Origin of the sequence: Streptomyces sp. NPDC006510 (assembly GCF_040611955.1) — a bacterium.
In the GTDB taxonomy this organism is placed as follows: domain Bacteria; phylum Actinomycetota; class Actinomycetes; order Streptomycetales; family Streptomycetaceae; genus Streptomyces.
Window position 1 is genome coordinate 1 of the sequence record NZ_JBEXPH010000114.1, and the last position, 19,431, is coordinate 19,431.

General features: G+C 72.4%; 12 protein-coding genes. 6 read left to right on the plus strand and 6 right to left on the minus strand.

From position 1 onward, the window contains the following. The 4 genes from ABZY11_RS28525 to ABZY11_RS28540 all read right to left on the minus strand — a co-directional run. Window positions 1–725 (minus strand): serine/threonine-protein kinase (locus ABZY11_RS28525; RefSeq protein WP_356481897.1); only part of this gene is annotated, 725 nt, incomplete at its 3' end. A gap of 165 nt (window positions 726–890) precedes the next feature. Next, on the minus strand, window positions 891–1,913 hold the full coding sequence (locus tag ABZY11_RS28530; RefSeq protein WP_356481882.1) for a serine/threonine-protein kinase: 1,023 nt from the start codon (window positions 1,911–1,913) through the stop codon (window positions 891–893). 79 nt (window positions 1,914–1,992) lie between these two features. Next, window positions 1,993–2,772, minus strand: coding sequence for an ABC transporter ATP-binding protein (locus tag ABZY11_RS28535; protein ID WP_356481898.1), 780 nt, complete (start codon window positions 2,770–2,772; stop codon window positions 1,993–1,995). A gap of 4 nt (window positions 2,773–2,776) precedes the next feature. Next, window positions 2,777–3,718, minus strand: coding sequence for an ABC transporter permease (locus tag ABZY11_RS28540; RefSeq protein WP_356481883.1), 942 nt, complete (start codon window positions 3,716–3,718; stop codon window positions 2,777–2,779). Between the two features lie 126 nt (window positions 3,719–3,844). Between ABZY11_RS28540 and ABZY11_RS28545 the strand changes: the two genes are divergently transcribed. Continuing rightward, complete coding sequence (locus ABZY11_RS28545; protein ID WP_356481884.1) at window positions 3,845–4,450, plus strand: TetR/AcrR family transcriptional regulator; 606 nt, start codon at window positions 3,845–3,847, stop codon at window positions 4,448–4,450. A 9-nt stretch (window positions 4,451–4,459) separates the two neighbouring features. On the opposite strand, the gene ABZY11_RS28550 is transcribed toward ABZY11_RS28545, so the two are convergent. Beyond that, on the minus strand, window positions 4,460–7,990 hold the full coding sequence (locus tag ABZY11_RS28550; protein WP_356481885.1) for a CDP-glycerol glycerophosphotransferase family protein: 3,531 nt from the start codon (window positions 7,988–7,990) through the stop codon (window positions 4,460–4,462). Between the two features lie 101 nt (window positions 7,991–8,091). Here ABZY11_RS28550 and ABZY11_RS28555 point away from each other — a divergent pair, with 101 nt between their 5' ends. The 5 genes from ABZY11_RS28555 to ABZY11_RS28575 all read left to right on the plus strand — a co-directional run bounded on the left by ABZY11_RS28555 (window position 8,092) and on the right by ABZY11_RS28575 (window position 17,210). Beyond that, window positions 8,092–10,179 (plus strand): CDP-glycerol glycerophosphotransferase family protein, encoded by a 2,088-nt coding sequence (locus tag ABZY11_RS28555; protein ID WP_356481886.1) that lies wholly within the window; start codon window positions 8,092–8,094, stop codon window positions 10,177–10,179. A gap of 42 nt (window positions 10,180–10,221) precedes the next feature. After that, on the plus strand, window positions 10,222–13,770 hold the full coding sequence (locus ABZY11_RS28560; RefSeq protein ID WP_356481887.1) for a CDP-glycerol glycerophosphotransferase family protein: 3,549 nt from the start codon (window positions 10,222–10,224) through the stop codon (window positions 13,768–13,770). A gap of 386 nt (window positions 13,771–14,156) precedes the next feature. Then, window positions 14,157–15,203 carry a hypothetical protein gene (locus ABZY11_RS28565; protein WP_356481888.1) on the plus strand — a complete coding sequence of 349 codons (1,047 nt, stop codon included), beginning with the start codon at window positions 14,157–14,159 and terminating at the stop codon, window positions 15,201–15,203. Window positions 15,204–15,250: 47 nt separating this feature from the next. Next, window positions 15,251–16,765: a bifunctional glycosyltransferase/class I SAM-dependent methyltransferase gene (locus tag ABZY11_RS28570; RefSeq protein ID WP_356481889.1), complete on the plus strand. Its 1,515-nt coding sequence runs from the start codon at window positions 15,251–15,253 to the stop codon at window positions 16,763–16,765. 70 nt (window positions 16,766–16,835) lie between these two features. Then, on the plus strand, window positions 16,836–17,210 hold the full coding sequence (locus tag ABZY11_RS28575; protein ID WP_356481890.1) for a hypothetical protein: 375 nt from the start codon (window positions 16,836–16,838) through the stop codon (window positions 17,208–17,210). Between the two features lie 24 nt (window positions 17,211–17,234). Here ABZY11_RS28575 and ABZY11_RS28580 read toward each other — a convergent pair whose 3' ends face one another. Continuing rightward, window positions 17,235–19,409: a bifunctional glycosyltransferase family 2 protein/CDP-glycerol:glycerophosphate glycerophosphotransferase gene (locus tag ABZY11_RS28580; protein ID WP_356481891.1), complete on the minus strand. Its 2,175-nt coding sequence runs from the start codon at window positions 19,407–19,409 to the stop codon at window positions 17,235–17,237. Window positions 19,410–19,431: the final 22 nt, after the last annotated feature.

Below are 19,431 nucleotides of genomic sequence, written 5' to 3' on the forward strand. Positions count from 1 at the left end.
CGCTCGCACAGGGACATCAGCTCGGCGGGGGTGATGCGTTCGGCCGGGTCGGCGATCAGGCAGCGTTCGAGCACCGCGCGCAGTTCGGCCGGGTAGCCGTCCAGCCGCGGCGGGCGGCTGGCGGTGTTGGCGATCTGGGTGGCGACGGTGAGCGCCCCGCCCGCACCGTACGGATGCCGTCCGGTCGCCGCGACAGCCGCGATCAGCCCCAGCGAGAAGACGTCCGTGGCCGGACCGACCTGCTCGCCGAGCGCGTGCTCCGGCGACATGAACTGCGGTGTGCCGATCACTCCGCTGCCGGTGAGCTGCGTCGCGTCGGCGGCGCGGGCGATCCCGAAGTCGATGACGTACGGGCCGGTCGCGCCGAGCAGGATGTTGCCGGGCTTCAGGTCGCGGTGGACGACCCCGGCCGCGTGGATGGCGGTCAGCGCCTGTGCGGTGCAGCCGACGAGCCGGAAGACCGTGGGCAGGGGCAGCGGGCCGCAGGTTTCGACGGCCGCCTGGAGCGCCAGTCCGGGTACGAACGCCGAGGCCAGCCAGGGGAGCGGGCCGGAGGTGTCGTGGTCGACGACCGGGACCAGGTGGTAGCCCTGCACGCGCCGGGCGGCCTGCACCTCCTGGTCGAACCGGCGGCGGAATTCCGGATCGTCGCCGAACTCGCGGCGGATCAGCTTCAGGGCGACGGCCTGACCGCCCCGGGTGTGCGAGAGGTAGACGGTGCCCATCCCGCCCTCGCCGATCCGGGCGATCAGCCGGTATCCGGCGATCTCGCGCGGATCCTGGGGGCCGAGAGGTGTGAGCACGTCGCCGGTGCCGGTACTGATGGGAGCCTCCCCCGCTCATCACTGCAAGTGTGCCGGATGAGACTACGACAAGTTCCGGGCCGTCAATCAGCGATCCTGCAACGGATTTCGGCGTATCCGGCGATTCCATTCGGCGGCCAGTGGATCACGCACGGTCGGCACATAGGTGGGCGTGTACGCGGACGGGCGGGGCCGGGTCGCCGTCTCGATCCGGGCCACGGCCGCGGCCACCGGGTCCGGCAGCCAGCCGGTGAAGACCCGCAGGCCCCGGCCGTCCTCCCCGGCGAGCGCCTGCCCGCACAGTTCGGCGACCTCGCGGGCGGTGGGGCGCTCCTCGGGCCGGGCCGCCAGGCAGCGCCGGAGCAACTGCCGCAGCGGCCGCGGGTGGTGGTCCAGAAGCGGGGGCTCGCGGTCGGTGCCCGCGATCCGGGCGGCGACGGCGAGGCCGTGGCCCCGGCCGTACGGATGCTGCCCGGTGGCGGCCTCGGCGGCCAGCAGTCCGAGCGTGAACACATCGGACGCGGTGGTGAGTTCCCTGCCCAGCGCGTGCTCGGGCGACATGTGTTTCGGGCTGCCGATCAGCCGCCCCACCGTCGTGAGGGTCCGGGTGTCGGCCGCCCGCGCGATCCCGAAGTCGAGCAGCCAGGGGCCGCTCGCGGAGAGCAGCAGATTGCCGGGCTTGATGTCCCGGTGGATGACTCCGGCGGTGTGGACGGCGTCCAGCGCGCCTGCCAGGCAGCCGGTCAGCTGGAGCACCGCGGCCGTCGGCAGCGGTCCGTGCGCGCCGAGGACGGCGTCCAGCGGCAGGCCGGGCACGTACTGGGTGGCGAGCCAGGGCTGCGTTCCCTCGGTGTCGTGGTCGACGACGGGCACCAGGTGGTACCCGGAGACCCGGCGGGCCGCGGCCACCTCACGGGCGAATCGCACCCGGAACTCCGCGCTCTGCGCGTACTCCCGGCGGATCACCTTCAGGGCGACGGGCTGGCCGCCCCGGGTGTGCGAGAGGTAGACGGTGCCCATCCCGCCCTCGCCCACCCGGGCCCGCAGGGCGTAGCCGGAGATCTCCCGCGGATCGTCCGCGCGCAGCGGTCCCGGTACGCCGTCCTGCATGTGCCCCCCTGAGCGGATCCGGGGTCTGGCGCAACCCCGTCGTGCGGCAGGGGAGTTTATCGCCCCGGCCGCCGCGCCCCTACTTCTTTCCGGAGGTGAACCGCTCGTACGCCGCCACGACCTCGTCCGCCGGGCCGTCCATCCGCAGCGTCCCCGCCTCCAGCCAGATCGCCCGGTCGCAGGTCTCGGTGATCGACTTGTTGCTGTGGCTGACCAGGAAGACCGTGCCGGCCTCCTTGCGCAGCTCGATGATCCGTTCCTTGCTGCGCCGCTGGAACCTGGCGTCGCCGGTGGACAGCGCCTCGTCGATCAGCAGGACGTCGTGGCTCTTGGCGGCGGCGATGGAGAAACGCAGCCGGGCGCCCATGCCGGAGGAGTACGTACGCATCGGCAGGGTGATGAAGTCGCCCTTCTCGTTGATGCCGGAGAAGTCGACGATCCCCTGGTAGCGCTCGCGGATCTGGGTGCGCGTCATGCCCATCGCGAGGCCGCCGAGGACCACGTTGCGCTCACCGGTCAGATCGCTCATCAGCGCGGCGTTCACCCCGAGCAGCGAGGGCTGGCCCTGGGTGTGCACCCGGCCCTTCGTCGCGGGCAGCAGCCCGGCGATCGCCTTGAGCAGGGTCGACTTCCCCGAGCCGTTGGAGCCGATCAGGCCGATGGCCTCGCCCTTGTACGCGGCGAAGCTCACCCCCTTCACGGCGTGCACCTCGCGCACCCCGGGGGCCTGCCGGCGCGAGACGATCCGGCTGAGCGCCGAGGTGGCGCTGCCCTTTCCGGTACGGGCGCCGTTGACCTTGTACGTGATGTGGACGTCGTCCACGACGACGGTCGGCACCCGCTCGTTGTTGTCAGCCATGTCGTCAGCCACGTCCGTACCGCTCCTCCGCCTGCCAGAAGTACACGAATCCGCCGACGCCGCACACGAGCGCCCAGCCCGCGGCGATCGCCCACACATGCGGCGGGAGGTGGGACGCGCCGAAGCTGTCGATGAGCGCGAACCGCATCAGATCGATGAAGACGGCGGCCGGATTGCACTCCAGCATCACCATCACGAAGTGCGGGACACGGTCCCCCTTGAGCATCGTGTCCACGCTCCACATGACCCCGGACGCGTACATCCAGGTGCGCAGGACGAACGGCATCAGCTGCGCGATGTCCGGCGTCCGGGCGGCCAGCCGCGCCACCACCATGGAGACACCGGTGTTGAACACGGCCTGCAGGAACAGCGCCGGGATCGCCAGCAGCCAGGACGGCTGGGGGAACTGCCCGAACCCCACCAGGATCAGCACCAGCGCGCCCAGTGAGAACAGCAGCTGCTGGAGCTGTTGCAGGGCCAGCGCGATCGGCAGCGAGGCGCGCGGAAAGTGCAGCGCCCGGACGAGCCCCAGATTGCCGCTGATCGCACGGGTGCCCGCGGTGATCGAGCTGCTGGTGAAGGTCCAGATGAAGACGCCGGTGACGAGGAACGGGACGAAGTCCTCGACGTTGCGCTTGGTGTTCATCAGGACGCCGAAGATGAAGTAGTAGACCGTCGCGTTCAGCAGCGGCGTCATGATCTGCCAGATCTGGCCGAGCTTCGCCTGGCTGTACTGGGCGGTCAGCTTGGCGGTGGCGAACGCCGTGATGAAGTGCCGGCGTCCCCACAGCTGCCGGACGTACGCCACCAGCGAGGGCCGGGCCCCGCTCATCGTGAGTCCGTGCCGGGCGGCGAGCGCGGCGAGCTCGCCCGGTGCGTACACCGGGAAGGGCGCGGCGGCGGGGGAGTCGGCCGGGGCCGCTGGGGTTGCTGTCTGGCTCACCACGATCGCTTTCGACGGGAGGGCAGGAGCGACGACCGACGGAACGGGACCGTATCGTCGCAACGCCGAGGGTAGGACGTACTCACGTCGCAACGCAACCGTTCCGTCGTCACGGACTATGATTCGGCCATGACCACCGACCCGGGAACCCGCCGCCGTGTCCCCGCCGGAGCCGCCGTGCTGCGCGAGGACGTCACCGATGCGATTCGCAGTGCCGTCTTCGAGGAACTGGCCGCGGTGGGCTTCGCCCGGATGTCGATGGAGGGGATCGCGCGGCGCGCGGGAGTCGGCAAGACCGCCGTGTACCGCCGCTGGAAGTCCAAGCTGGCGCTGGTCCTCGACCTGGTCTCCGCCGTCGCGGCCCAGGGCATGCCGGCTCCGGCCACCGGTTCGCTGTACGGGGATGTCCGGGCCGTGCTCGAACTCGCCTCGTACGCCCTGCGCCACCCCGTCGCCTCGCAGGTCATCCCGGACCTGCTGGTCGAGGCGGCCCGCAATCCGGAGATCTCCGACACGATCAAGGCCGCCCTGCTGGACCCGCAACAGGGCATCGCCGCCGTGGTCGTACGGGACGCCGTGGCCCGCGGCGAACTGCCCGAGGACAGCGACCCGGACCGGGCGCTGGACCTGATCGTCGGCCCGCTCTACTGGCGGCTCGCCGTGGTCCGCGGCCCGCTGCCCAAGGGCCATCTCGACGACTTGGCGACCGCCGCGGTCGCCGCCCTCAAGAGCTGAGCGGTCGGTTCAGGGCCGGTCCGCCAGCAGCCGGTCCGCGACCCGGGCAGCCGCCCCGCCGTCGTCCAGGTCGCAGAAGTCCCGGCGGAAGCTCTCGTACGCCTCCGCGTGCCGGGCCGCCGAGGCGGTCAGGGTGCCGGTGTCACGCAGCAGCGCGGCGACCTCGTCCGCCCCGGCGAGCAGCGGGCCCGGCGCCCGGGTCTCGAAGTCCAGGCAGAAGCCGCGCACCGTGTCGCGGTAGTGCTCCAGGTCGTAGGTGTGGAAGACCATCGGGCGGCCGGTGTGCGCGAAGTCGAACATCAGGCCCGCGTAGTCCGTGACCAGCACGTCGGCGATCAGCAGCAGCTCCGCGGTGTCCGGGTGCGCCGACACGTCGCACACGCCGGGCCGCTCGGGCACGCTCCCGGTCACCCGCGGATGGCGGCGCACCAGCACGGTGTGGGACGCGCCGATGGACCGCGCCAGTGCGGCCGGGTCGAGCGCCGGGTCCCAGCGGTAGCGGAGCCGTCCGCCGTCGGCGCCGGAGGGATGGGCCAGCTGGTCGCGGTAGGTCGGCGCGTACAGCACGACCCGGCGGCCGTACGGGATGCCGAGCCTGCGCCGTACCCGCTCCGCGGTCTTGGCGCGGTCGGTCGAGAAGAGCAGGTCGTTGGCGGGGGAGCCCGCTTCCAGGACCTCGCCCCCGTAGCCGAGCGCGCGTCGCAGCAGCGGGGTGGAGTGGCGGCTCGGGGAGACCAGGACGGACCACTGGGCCGACCGGTGCGGCAGCGTGGCGAGCTCCTGGTGGTCGGCGTACAGGGTGCCGCCCAGATCCGTGCCGAAGCGGCCGAGCGGGGTGCCGTGCCAGGTCTGCACGACGGTCTGGCCGGGCCGCCGTTCGAACCACTCGGGCAGGTGGTCGGCAGTGACGACACGGCGGGACCGCGCCAGCGCCTCGTACCAGGCGGCGCTGTGCTCGACGACCGGGACAGCGGTGGGCGGGACGTGCCCGTGGACCCCGTCGGTGACCCAGAGATGCTCCGACTCCACTCCCCGGCGCAGGAGTTCGGCGTGGACGGCACGCGGTGAGTCGCCGCCCGTGTAGAGGACCGCGTCCCGCAGCGGCATCGCGCGCCGGGCCGGATAGTGCGTGCCACGCAGCTCGGCCCGGCGGTACGCGCCGCGTTCGGCGGGCGCGAGGACCGGCCCGGCCCACACCGTCAGCCGGTCGCCGAACCGGCGGTCCAGCGCGAACTCCCGCCCGGGCACGGGCGCCGCGGCGACCGGGCCGCTCCGGCGCAGCGGCAGCCGGGCGGCGAGCGCGGTCAGCACCCGGACCGGCCGGCCGCCCAGATAAGCGTCCCAGCGGCCCTCGTGCAGCCCGGCGGCCACCGAGGGCGCGAGGAACGCGGTGAAGCGACGCCCTCCGTACGCCGCCCCTTCGCCGGCCCCCGCGGACCCCACCGCGCGCCGCTCGCCGTGGGTGACGGGCACCGACACCGTCTCGCGCAACGCCTCGTGCCGCAGTACGAGGCGGTCCGGGCCCTCGTCCTGCTCTGCGCCCGTACCGGCGCCGGTCACCCCCTCCACCCGCAGCGCACCGTCCGGCGTCCACACGGCCCCGTCCACGAACGGCTGCCCGCTCAGGTCCAGCACCAGCTCGCCCGCAGCGTCGGCCACCACCGGCGGCGCCGACTCCGGGGCCGCCGCGAGCGGCACCCGCGACCCGTCGGCCAGCACCAGCCGCGCCCGCCACCGCCCGCCGGGCTCCGGCTCGACCTCGCGCGGCGCCCGGTGCGGCGCCGGTGGCGCGGCCGCCATCCCGGCGAGGTCGGCGAGCGGGATCCGTACCGTGAAGCGGCCGTCCGGCCGGCATTCGACGGGGTGGCCGAATTCCTGGTCCGTCACCCCCTCGCAGGTCAGCACCAGGGCCTTCGGCCGGACGCCCCCGTACAGCCGGCCGGTCAGCTCCAGGTCCTCGCCGAAGCGATGGGTCTCGCAGCGGGCGGGCAGCCGCTCCAGGGTCAGCCGGAGCCGCCCGCCCCGGTAGTCGAGCACCGCCCGTCGCCCGTCGCCCAGGTCATGGACGAGCGGCTGGACGGCCCCCGCCTCCACGGCCCGCACCGCCACCCGGCGGACCGTGCCCTGGGCGGCCACCATCATGCCCACCAGCCAGCCGCCGGGCCGCAGCCGGCGCGGGTCGAGGGTCATCTCGAAGCCGGAGTGGTCGTAACCGTGCAGCTGCTGGCCGGAGTCGACGGTCGCCTCGGGCGCGGGCACGCCGCGTACCGGCACCGTCCGCAGCTGCTGGCCGCGGGTCGACCGCACCATGCCCACCTTCAGCGAGTGGCGCGGTGTCGCGGCCGGCAGATTGCGGATGTACGCGTAACCGCGCAGCCGCAGCTTCCCGTCGTCGCCCCACCGCGCCTCCAGCAGCCGGGCCACGGCCGGGAGATCGGCACGGGCCGGACGGGCGGTGTCCGGGATGCCGGGGAATCCGGCCTGCCGCCGCCCCGGTACCCCGCCGACCGTGAACGTCCCCGCGCCGTTGGCCCGTTCGAAGGCCAGCACCTCCAGCAGCTCCGTGAGCCGGCGCTCCTTCACCAGCTGCCACTTGATCCGCAGCTCCACCGGCAGCTCGTGGGCCACGGCCCGGTCCGCGCGGCCCGCCCCGTCCATCCGCTCCATCCGGTCCAGGAACGCCCCGGCGTCCGCCATGAACGCGTTCCGGTACTCGGGCCCGCCCATGGTGAGCCCCTCCAGGAAGTACACGAAGTCGTCGCGCAGGCACGAGAGGTCGTAGCGGCGCCGCGCCCCGCCGTTCGCCACCCCGCCCCGGCCCGCCAGGAACGCGCTGACCTGCTCGCACGCCGAGATCCGGTCCCGTACGCCCTTCACGTCCGTGCGCCGCCGAGTGATCGATCCCTCCCGGACCCGCCAGTAGTAGACGTGCTCGTGCAGCACGTCCACCGAGCCGGCGAGATAGTGCGCCGGGATCACCACCGGGGTGTCCTCGTAGAGCTTCCCCTCCGGGAAGGCGAAGGCGTGCCGGTCCCAGAAGGAGCGCCGGAACACCTTGTTCCAGGCGACCCGGTCGGCGAGCAGCCGCGGATCGCGGCTGATGTGGGTGCGGGCCCGGCTGCCGGTCAGCCAGCGGTACTGCCAGGCCTGCTGCCGCCCCTGCTCGTTCAGCCGCCACACATTGCCGGTCGCGAGGTCGGAACCGGTCGACTCCAGCGAGCCCAGCATCCGCGCGTAGGCGTCGTGGACGACGATGTCGTCGCTGTCGACGAACGCCAGATACGGCACGTCCGGCGTGGTGTGCCGCACACCCGTGTTGCGGGCCGCGCTCAGTCCCCCGTTGGGGCGGCGGACGCAGCGGAAGCGGCGGTCGCGGGCGGCGAAGTCCTCGGCGATGGCCGTACTGCCGTCCGTCGAACCGTCGTCCACGAGGACCACCTCGATGTCGGTGACCGACTGTTCGGCCACCGAGCGCAGACAGTCCTCCAGATAGTCCTCGACGTTGTGGACCGGGACGACGACACTGAGGCGCGGCTTCATGCCCGGTCAACCGGGGCGGACGCCCCGGGTCACCGGCACTGCCCCGAACGGGTGAACACGCGATTCGGTGCGCGGTGACCGCGCGATTACGCTCGGCTGCCATGCTTCTCAGTGTTGTCGTGCCCGTCCACCGGGTTCAGGGCTATCTCAGGGCGGCCGTCGAGTCCGTGCTCGGCCAGGTTCCCGGTGAGCCGGAGCTGCTCGTCGTGGACGACGGGTCCCGGGACGGCGGCGCGGACATCGCCGCCGAGTTCGCGCGGCGCGACGCCCGGGTCAGGGTGCTCACCCTCCCCGGGCACCCCGGCGCGGGCCCGGCCCGCGACGCCGGGGCGGCCGCGGCGCGCGGGCGGTACCTGCTCTTCCTCGACGGCGACGGCCTGCTGCGGCCGGGCGCGCTGGAGGCGATCGGCGACCGGCTGGCCACGGGCGAGCCGGACGTACTCCTCCTCGGACACGACCGCGTCAACTGGTGGGGCGAGGTCTCGGTCCCGCAAACCGCGGCCGACGGCCTGTCCACCGCCGTCCCGCGGATCTTCCGCCGCGCCTTCTGGACCGGGCACGGACTCCACTTCACCGACGGCCCCTACGAGGACGTGCTCCCCGTCCACCGGGCCACCCTCCTCGCCGCCGACGCCGGCACGCTCGACACCCTCGACCGGATCTGCGTCCGCCACCGCGTCCGCCGCTCCGGCACCCCCGCCACCACCCCGGGCCGCCACCACTTCGCGATCCTGGACGCATACCGGCAGTTGCTCGCCGAGACCGGCGACGACCCCCGGATCCGGGCGGCGCGCACCCGCCACCTGCTCGCCGTACTGGACGACCCCGGCCGGATCGCCCCCGGGGACCGTGCCGCCTTCCACCGCGCCGCCGAACTCCCCGGCAGCTACCCCGCCCACCGCGTCCGGGAGGCCGCCGATGCCGCCCGCACCCGCACCCGGGCCGCCCTGGTCCGCGGCAAGAAGACGCTCCGGGCCGGACTCACCCGTGCCGCCTACCGCACCGACCTGCTGCGGCCGCTGGACCCGAACCTCGCGGTGTACGGCGCCTACTGGAACCGCGGGGTCGCCTGCAACCCGGCCGCGATCCACGCCAAGGCCCTCGAACTCGCCCCGCACATCCGGGGCGTCTGGGCCGTCTCCTCCCGGCACCGCGACCGACTGCCGCCCGGCACCCCGCACGTCGTCGAGGGGTCCCTCGCCTACTGGCGGATCATGGCCACCGCCACGTATCTGATCAACAACTCCAGCTTCCCCGGCGGCTTCACCAAACGCCCCGGCCAGCGCTATCTCCAGACCCACCACGGCACCCCGCTGAAGACCATGGGCCTGGACCAGCGCGACTACCCGGCCCTCACCGACGGCATCGGCTTCGAGAAGATCGTCGCCCACGCCGACCAGTGGGACTTCTCCCTCTCCGCCAACCCGCACTCCACCGAGATCTGGGACCGGGTCTACCCCTCCGGGTACGAGCATCTGAACCTCGGCTACCCGCGCAACGACGTCTTCTTCACCGCCACCCCCGAGCGGACCGCCGCGATCCGGCGGGAACTCTCCCTCGACCCGGACCGGACCGTGCTGCTGTACGCGCCCACCCACCGCGACTACCGCAAGGGCTTCGTCCCCCACCTCGACCTGGAACGCCTGGCCCGCGAACTCGGCCCGCAGTACGTGCTGCTGGTCCGCGCGCACTACTTCTACGGCCGCTCGGTCCGGCTGGGCGGCGCCCGGGTGGTGGACGTGACGGGACATCCGTCCGTCGAGGAACTCTGCCTGGTCTCCGACGCGTTGATCACCGACTACTCGTCCCTGATGTTCGACTACGCCTGCCTGGACCGCCCGATCGTCAGCCACGTCCCGGACTGGGCCGCCTACCGGGCCTCGCGCGGCACCTACTTCGACCTGCTCTCCGGACGCCCCGGCGACACCCCCGGCGCCGTCACCACCAGCGAGGACGAACTGCTGGACGTGTTCAGGACCGGTGAGTGGTGCTCGGCGCGGACGACCGGGCTGCGGGCGGCGTTCCGGGAGCGCTTCTGCCCGTACGACGACGGGCACGCGGCCGAACGCGTGGTGCGCCGGCTGTTCCTGGGCGGCACGGAGCAGGACCGTACGGCAACCGGGGCGCAGTCGATGTCACCCGTTCGGGAGAGACCGGGACCGGTGACCCCCGGCCCGTCACGGGGTTGAGCCGTACGGACAACCAGGCCCCGATGAACGGACGTGCCCAACATGTCGCCACGGCTCAGTGTCGTCGTACCCGTCCACAACGTCGAGCTCTATCTGACGGACTGCCTGAAGTCCCTCGCGGAGCAGACCATGACCGACCTGGAGGTGGTGATGGTCGACGACGGGTCCACCGACGACAGCGCGACCCTGGCCGCCGCCTTCGCCGAACAGGACGGCAGGTTCCGGCTGGTGAGCCAGGACAACGGCGGGCTCGGGCACGCCCGTAACACCGGGGTCCGCAACTGCGACCCCGGCGCCCGCCATCTCGCCTTCGTCGACAGCGACGACGTGCTCCCGCCCCGCGCGTACGAACTCCTCGTCGGCGCCCTGGACGAGACGGGCTCGGACCTCGCGTCCGGCAATGTGCTGCGGCTGCGGGCCGGCGGCCGGCTCCAGCAGTCGCCCAACTTCCGCAAGCCCATGGCGACCACCCGGCTGCGCACCCACATCTCGCGGGACTGGGACCTGGCCGCCGACCGGATCGCCTGCAACAAGGTCTTCCGCCGGTCCTTCTGGGACGAGCACGCCTTCGCCTTCCCGGTCGGCGCCCTCTACGAGGACATCCCGGTCGTCCTGCCCGCCCACTTCCTGGCCCGCTCCGTCGACGTGCTGAAGGACGCCGTCTACCACTGGCGCGACCGGGCGGGCTCGATCACCACCCGCCGCGCCGTCGTCCGCGGCGTCCAGGACCGGGTCTCGCACGTGCTGGGCGTCTCCGCCTTCCTCGACGAGCACCGCAGCGCCGCCGACAAACGGCGGTACGAGTCACATGTGCTCGCCAACGACCTCTGGTACTTCATGGAGGCGCTGCCCGACGGCGACGAGGAGTACCGGCGCGCCTTCGTCACGTACGCCAACGAGTTCACCGACCAGGTCGACCCGGCCGTCCTCGACGCGCTGCCGCTGCGACTGCGCCTGATGTGGCACCTCGTGCGCGAACGGCGGACCGGTGAACTGCTGGACCTGCTCGCCTTCGACCGGGCCGAGCCGGGCGCGTTCGCGGTACGGGGCGTGCGCCGCCGCAGCGCCTCCTTCCCGGCCCTCACCCGGCCGGTGCCCCGCTCGGTGCTGCGGGTGGGCGAGCGGGACCTGCCGCTCACCGCCCGGCTGCGGGACGCCCGTTGGCAGGGCGGCAAGCTGCACCTCAAGGGCTACGCGTACATCCGCAACCTGCCGGCCGGCTCGCGGGCCGGCGAGTTCCGGGCCGGCTGGCTGCGGGCCGGGCGCCGGCACGTGCTGCCGCTGCGGCTGCGGACGGTCGACGAGCCGGAGGCCACCGCCCGGTCCCGGCAGAGCCTGCACGACTACGACAGGTCCGGCTTCGAGACCGTCATCGACCCGGCGAGGCTCCGCATCGACGCGGGCGGCAGCCTCGAACGCCTCACCTGGCGCCTGGAGATCGGCATCGCCGGGCATGGCATGCTGCGCCGTTCCGAGCTCTCGACGGACGAGGCGGCCGCTCCGCCGCCCGTGCACCGCCCCGACGGCGACCACCGCATCGTGCCCGCCTTCGACGGCGGCAAGCTGGTGCTGCACGCCGAGCGGATCGACGCCCGGTTCGAGACGCACCGCGCGGGCGACACCGGCGACGGGACCGCCGCCGTGGTCATCGACGGGATGATCCGCGACCGCCTCGGCAAGGGGCCGCTGCGCCTCGTGCTCACCCACCGCCCCTCCGGCACCACCTTCGACCGCCCGGTGACGGTGCACGAGGGGGCCGTGCCCTCGGCGGCGGGGTGGCGGCGGTTCACCGCGGACGTCCCGCTCGGCGCCTTCGCCGACGCCCGGCCGGACACGGAGCGGGGGGCGGGGCGCGCCCAGCTGTCGTACAGCCTGCATCTCGTCGGACCGGACGGCCGCCGGACGCCGGTCGACGTGCCGGGGCCGGTGCTGCCGGGCCGCTACCCGCTGGCCGGGAACGGCGACGAGCGGCGCGAGCTCGGACTCACCACCAGCTCCCGCGGCAATCTGCTGATCAGCGACCGCACCGTGCAGCCCGTCGTCGGCCTGGCGACCTGGACGGGGGACGGACAGCTCCTCCTGGAGGGCACCTTCCCCGACCTCCCGGACCGGCCGGTCGAGCTGGTGGCCAGGCACAGCGGGCACGGCGAGGAGGCCGTCTTCCCCCTCGCCCTCTCCGGGGCCGCCGGGGCCCGGCGGTTCAGGGCCGCGCTCCGGCCGGATGCCGTCGAGGGCCCCGGCGGGAAACTGCCGCTGGGCCAGGGGAACTGGTACCTCTTCCTCCGCGAGAAGGGCGCGCGGGACGAGGCGGGCGACGCCCCGCTGCGCATCCCGGCCGCCGCCCACCGCACCCTGCCCGCCGCCCGCACCCTCGCCGGCCGGACGTACGTCGTCGAGCGGCGCTTCCACGACCAGCTGCTGATCAACAGCGCGCCGGTGCTCACCGCCGGTGAACGCGGCCCGCGCGGCAAGCGGCTGCTGCGCGAGGGCTACCGGGCCCGGCGCATCGCACCGCTGCGCGACACGGTGCTGTACAGCAGCTTCGACGGCCGGCAGTACTCCGACTCGCCGCGCGCCATCCACGAGGAAGTGGCCCGGCGCGGCGCCGAGCTGGAGCATCTGTGGGTGGTGCGCGACCAGCAGGCCCGTGTCCCGGCGGGCGCCACCGCCGTCGAGCACGGCTCCGCCGCCTGGCACGAGGCGCTGGCGCGCAGCCGGTACGTCGTCACCAACACCCAGCTGCCGGAGTGGTTCGAGCGGCGCGAGGGCCAGTGCGTCGTCCAGACCTGGCACGGCACCCCCCTCAAGCGCATCGGTCTCGACCTCGCGGGCACCGAGCGGGCCAACGCCGCCTATATCGCCACCATCGAACGGCGTGCCCGCCAGTGGAGCTTCCTGGTCTCGCCGAACAGCTTCTCCACCCCCGTCCTGCGGCGCTCGTTCGGCTACTCGGGCGAGATCCTGGAGTGCGGCTACCCCCGCAACGACCTGTTCCACGCCTCGGACCGGACCAAGGTCGCCGCGGCGGTACGCGAACGGCTCGCCGTCCCCGACGGCAAGCGGATCGTGCTGTACGCACCGACCTGGCGCGAGGACCAGCCGCTCAGCGGCGGCCGTTACGCCCTCGACCTGCGGCTCGACCTGGCCGCCGCCGAACGCGAACTCGGCGAGGACACCGTCCTGCTGGTGCGCCGCCACTACCTGGTGACCGACCGGCTGACGGACAGCGGCAGCGGCTTCGTCCGTGACGTCTCGCGCTACGGGGACGTCGGCGAACTGATGCTGATCAGTGACGCCCTGGTCACCGACTACTCCTCGCTGATGTTCGACTTCGCCCTGACCGGCCGCCCGATGCTCTTCCACACCTACGACCTGGCGCACTACCGCGACACCCTGCGCGGCTTCTGCTTCGACTTCGAGGCCCGCGCCCCCGGCCCGCTGATCCCCGGTGCCGCCGGACTCGTCGAGGCGCTGCGCGATCCGGAGCGGTCCGTCGCGGGACACGCGCAGGCGTACGAGGCATTCCGCCGGGACTTCTGCGACCTGGACGACGGGCACGCGGCGGCCGGTGTGGTCGACCGAATGCTGTAATCCGCGCCGCCCGGCCGGTGCCGCTGCCGGCCGGGCGAAGGGCCCGGAGCCACCACACCATCCCTGAACCGTTCGAGTGATTCAGGGATGCGAATGTTTGCGCGGATGTGCCGCGCATTCAAGAAATGGTCCATCCAAGTGTGACCATCGGTGCGTTGCTCAGCGTCTTCGGGTTGCTACGTTCTGCTTTCATGGGTATCCGAATGCGATGCGAAACCTGGGACGTGTCACGCGCAAGGGCGGTGGTGCTCATTGCCGCGGCCGCAGGTCTTCTCACCCGAATGCTGATCGCGGCGAATATGCCGGGCCCGGCCGACGTGCGGATCTTTCACGGTTTCGCAGCGGCGATCGTGCGTTACGGGCCCATTCGGATTTACGAACAGCCGTTGCCGGGACTGCCCGTCTACAACCACCCGCCACTGGCCGGCTGGATGCTTCTCGGCCTGAATGAACTCTCCGAAATCGGCATCCCGTTCGGAACGCTGATCAGGTCGCCCGCCTCCATCGCGGACTTCTTCTGCGCGCTCATCGTGTTCGAAATCGTGCGCCGCCGTGGTTCCCTCGGTGCCGCCGTCGCCTGCGGGGTGGGCGTGGCCGTCAGCCCCGTACTGATCGCCACCTCCGGCTATCACGGCAACACCGACGCGGTCGCCATCACCTTCGCCCTGGCCGCCGCCCACCTCCTCGTGGACCGGAAGGCACCGCTGGCCGCCGGGGTGGCCGCCGCGCTCTCGATCAGCGTCAAGTTCATCCCCGTCGTGGTGATCCCGGCCCTGTTCCTCGTCGCGCTGCGGGCGGGCCGGCCGTCGTTCGTCCGCTTCTCCGCGGGGTTCGCCGCACTGATCGCCTTCGTCTGGGGGCCGGTCCTGATGACTGTTCCGCAGCACCTCAAGGAGAACGTCCTGGAGTACGCGGGCGGCGGCTACCGCCTCTGGGGGCTCGTCCGGTTCGCCGACCTGTTCGGCCTGCCGCAGTCCTTCATCACCTTCATCGAGGGCGACGGCCACTTCCTCTTCGTGCTGGCCTGCGTGGCGGCCGGGGTCTGGCTCGCCCGGCTGCGGCCCGCGCAGCTGCCGGCCGTCGTCGCCGTCACGATGGGCCTCCTGCTGCTGCTCTCCACCGCGTCCGCGCTGCAGTACCTGACCTGGGCCGCCGCCGGGCTGTTCGTCATCGGGTTCTGGGAGGGCGCCGCGTACAGCTGCCTGCTCGGTCTGACGGCGGTCCTCGGCTACCAGGGACGCTCCGCCGTGCACTGGAGCGAAACGGTGCTGCAACTCGGCGAGGCCGGCTGGGTGGTTCTCGCCGCGGGCCTCGTCAGCGGAGTCCGCAAGATCCTCGCCGCACAACCGGAGACGCCCGTACGACCTCCCGCCGGGCGCACCCCGCTCCCGGCGCCCTGCGCCGCACGGCCCACCCGTTCCGCCGTCAACTGAACGCCCCCCACAAGCACCGAGCACCGAGCGCAACTGGAGAACGCCCCGTGAAGGAAAGCCCGAGCCCCAGGATCGGCATCCTGGTGGTCGCGTACAACGCCGAGACGACGCTGGAGAGGACCCTCGACCGCATTCCGGAGGACTTCCGGTCCAAGGTCGCCGAAATCCTCATTCTCGACGACGCGAGCCATGACGCGACCTTCACCGCAGGCTGCCGCTGGTCGCAGACGGAGGGAATGCCGCGGACCGTGGTGATGCGGCACACCAAGAACCTCGGATACGGCGGAAACCAGAAGGCCGGATACGCGCTGGCCGCCGAACACGGACTCGACATCATCGTGCTGCTGCACGGCGACGGACAGTACGCCCCGGAATTCCTGCCCGACATGGTCGCACCGATCGAACGCGGCGAATGCGAGGCCGTCTTCGGATCCCGGATGATGAATTCCGGATCCGCACTCAAGGGCGGCATGCCGATGTACAAATGGCTCGGCAACCGCATTCTCACCCGCCTGGAGAACACCCTTCTCGGCTCGCAGCTCACCGAATTCCACTCCGGCTACCGCGCCTACAGCGTCGCGGCACTCAAGAAGCTGCCGATCCACCGGAACACCGACGCGTTCGACTTCGACACCCAGATCATCGTCCAGCTGCTCAACGAGGGGATGCGGATCAAGGAGATCCCCGTCCCCACGTACTACGGCGACGAGATCTGCTACGTCAACGGCATGAAGTACGCGAAGGACGTCGTCAAGGACGTCCTCGAATACCGGCTCGCCGTCAAGGGATTCGGCACCTGCGGCTGGATCCCCAAGCCCGTCGAGTACGCGTTCAAGGAGGGCGACGGCTCCTCGCACGCCGTCATCCTGGAGAAGATGCGCAGCCTCCCGCCCGGCCGGGTCCTCGACCTCGGCTGCTCCGGCGGCCTGTTCGCCCAGCGCCTCGAAGCCCTCGGCCACGAGGTGACCGGCGTGGACTACGTCGAGGTCCCCGGCGTACGCGAGAAGTGCACCCACTTCCACCTCGCCAACCTGGAGGAGGGGCTGCCGGTCGAGATCGGCGTCGACTACGACTACGTGGTCGCCGGCGACGTCATCGAGCACCTTTCCCGCCCCGAGCGGGTGCTGGCCGAGGTCGCCGAGGTGCTGCGGCCCGGCGGCCGGGTGCTGCTCTCCGTACCGAACTTCAGCCACTGGTACTCGCGGCTGCGGGTCGCCCTCGGAGCCTTCGGCTACGACCGGCGCGGCATTCTCGACGAAACGCATCTGCGCTTCTTCACCCGGGCCAGCCTGCGCCGCACGGTCCGGGACGCGGGCTACGACGTCCTCGGCATCGCGTCGACCGGGGCCCCGTTCTGGGCGCTGCTCGGTGGCGGACCGCTCCCCGCGGTCCTGGGCGGAGTGTCGAAACTGCTCACCCGGATCCGGCCGACGCTGTTCGGCTATCAGCACGTCGCACTGCTCACCCCGCATGCGGCCGAGACGATCATCGCTGGAGAGCACGTCGATGTACAGGACATCCTCAACCGACAGCACGTCCCTGCCGACCGGGTCGGCGTCTGAGGCCGCCGTTCCCCGTCCCACCCCCGCCCCGGAACCGGAATCGCCGGGGGCCGCAGTCAGGAGCAAGACCTTGACCATCCCCAGTCTGATGCTGCTGCTGTTCGCCGTGTTGTCGTCGGCGGGCGGCCAGATCATGCTCAAGCACGGGATGAAGGGCGCCGCGGCCGCCGCCGGGCACAGCGGCGGGTCCGTCGCTTTGCGCGCCGCGACCAGCCCCTGGGTCGTCCTGGGCCTGGTGGTCTTCGCGGTCTCCGCCCTCGCCTGGATGGCGACCCTGGCCAAGGTGCCGCTGTCCATCGCCTATCCGTTCAACGCCCTCGGGTACCTGCTGATCGTGCTGGCCGGGGCGACCGTGCTGCACGAACGGACCTCGATGTGGACCTGGGGCGGCTCGCTGCTCGTGGTCATCGGCCTCGTCACGGTGATGGCGGGCCAGCAACGCTGACGGCGCCGGAGTCGGGCGGGCCGCTCAGGCCCGTCCGACGGCCGGCTCCACCTCGCCCAGCAGCACCTGCCGCACCACCCGCTCCGCGGCCCGCCCGTCCCCGTACGGACAGAACCTGGCCCGGAACGCGGCCCGCAGCGCCTCGTTCTCCGGGCTCCGCCAGCTGCCGTCGAGGAAGATCCGGGCCAGCCCGTCCGTGTCGGTGGAGATCGCCCCGGGGGTGTCGCCGGGCTCGCCGGACAGCAGATCGAAACAGACCCCCCGGACCGTGCGGTAGGTCTCCCAGTCGGGGGCGTGCACCACGATCGGGCGGTCCAGATGGGCGTAGTCGAACATCACCGACGAGTAGTCCGTGACCAGCGCGTCCGCCCCCAGACACAGCTCCTCGATCTGCGGATGGTCGCAGACGTCGATGAGCAAGGGGTGGTCCGGCAGCCCGGCACCCCCGTAGAAGTAGTGGGTGCGGACCAGCACCACCGTGTCCGGGCCCAGCGCCTCGCAGAACCGGACCAGATCGAGCCGGCTGGTGAACGCCGCCTCGTAGTCGCGGTGCGTCGGCGCGTACAGGATGGCGCGCTGTCCGGGCCGGATGCCCAGGTCCCGGCGGGCCGCCGCGACCCGGTCGTCCGTCGCCGTCGCGAGGACGTCATTGCGCGGATAGCCCGATTCGAGGGACCGGGCCGCGTTCGGATAGGCGCGGGCCCACACCTCGGTGGAGTGCGGATTGGCGGAGACGCTCCAGTCCCACCGGTCCACGCGCTGGAGCAGCCGGTCGAAGTTCAGCCCCTGGGCCGCCGCCGGATAGTTCTGCTGATCGAGCCCCATGATCTTCAGTGGGGTGCCGTGATGCGTCATCACATGGATCTGGCCGGGGCGCTTGACCAGGTGGTCGGGGAAGTTGACGTTGTTGAAGAAGTACGTGGCCCGCGCCAGTACCTGCCAGTACCGGCGGGTTCCCGGCACCACGTGGTCGACGCCCTCGGGCACCGAGCCCACCTGGTTCCGCGACACCACCCACACTCCGCGCACCTGCGGGGCCAGCTCCTGGGCCTTGCGGAACACGGCCTCCGGATTGCAGCTCGGACCACGGTTCCAGTACGCCGCGTAGACGGCGAGCCCGCGGTCCAGCGGGAGCCTGCGCTGCCACCAGTAGTAGCGCCCGGACAGACCGCGCCTGGCCCGTGCCCGGACCGCGCCGGGCACCGCCCGCAGGCTCCGGCGCAGGGCCAGGACCGTGTCGAGCGCACCGAGCACGGCATACCGGCCACCGCCCATCAGCCGGGGCCGCAGCCCCCTGGCACCGCCCGGGAAGCGGTGACCCTCCGGCCGGTGCGCACGGTGGAACGCCGCCACGGAGCGTACGTAGCGCCTGCGACGCCGGGTCACCGACGGGTACCCGGCGAGGAGTTCGCCGGCCGCCCGCTCGAAGAGCAGGGTCCGCAGGGGATGCAGCGGCGGCCGGTCCCGTACGAACTCCATCAGACCGGCATACGCGTCGACCAGCCGGTGCGGTGCCGAGCCGTCCGCCGGTTCCGTCGCGTCGGCCGGACCGGACAGCCGGCGCCGGCCCCGGTGCTCGACGCAGGGGGTGGGGAGAACAGCGACGGATTCGGCGGCGGCGAGCGTCTGGAACGCGTACATCCGCTCCCCGTGCGGCCCGGGACCGAAGGTCAGCTTCTCGCCCTCGTGGAGGGTGCGACGCACGGCGCGGTTCCAGGAGACCGGTGCGACGTCCAGCAGTACGGGGTGCTCGGCGAGGGTGAACCGGCCCTCGGGCAGCCCGCCGAGCAGTTCCAGCGAACGGGTCGGCCGGGGGCGGCCGCGGAAGGGCCTCCGGTGATGGCCGAACAGCAGCAGCTCGGGGTCACCGGTCGCGTCCAGCCGGTCGGCGACGGCCCGGAGGGCGCCCGGCAGATGGACGAAGTCGCCCTCCAGGAAGATCAGGTAGTCCCCGAGGGCCCGCTCGGCCCCGGCATTGCGCCGCCCGTCCGCACCGGCCCCCGGCGGCAGATGGATGGCCTGCACCCGGCTGTCCCGGGCGGCGAACTCGTCGAACAGCAGCCCCGAACCGTCCGGCGCCCCGTCGTCGACCCCGATCATTTCGATGTCCGTGAACGACTGGCTGAGCACCGACTCCAGGCACTCGCGCAGCTGCCCTCGGGCACGGCGGACGGGGACGATGACACTCAGCCGGGGCATACGGACTCTTTCTCGGACACGG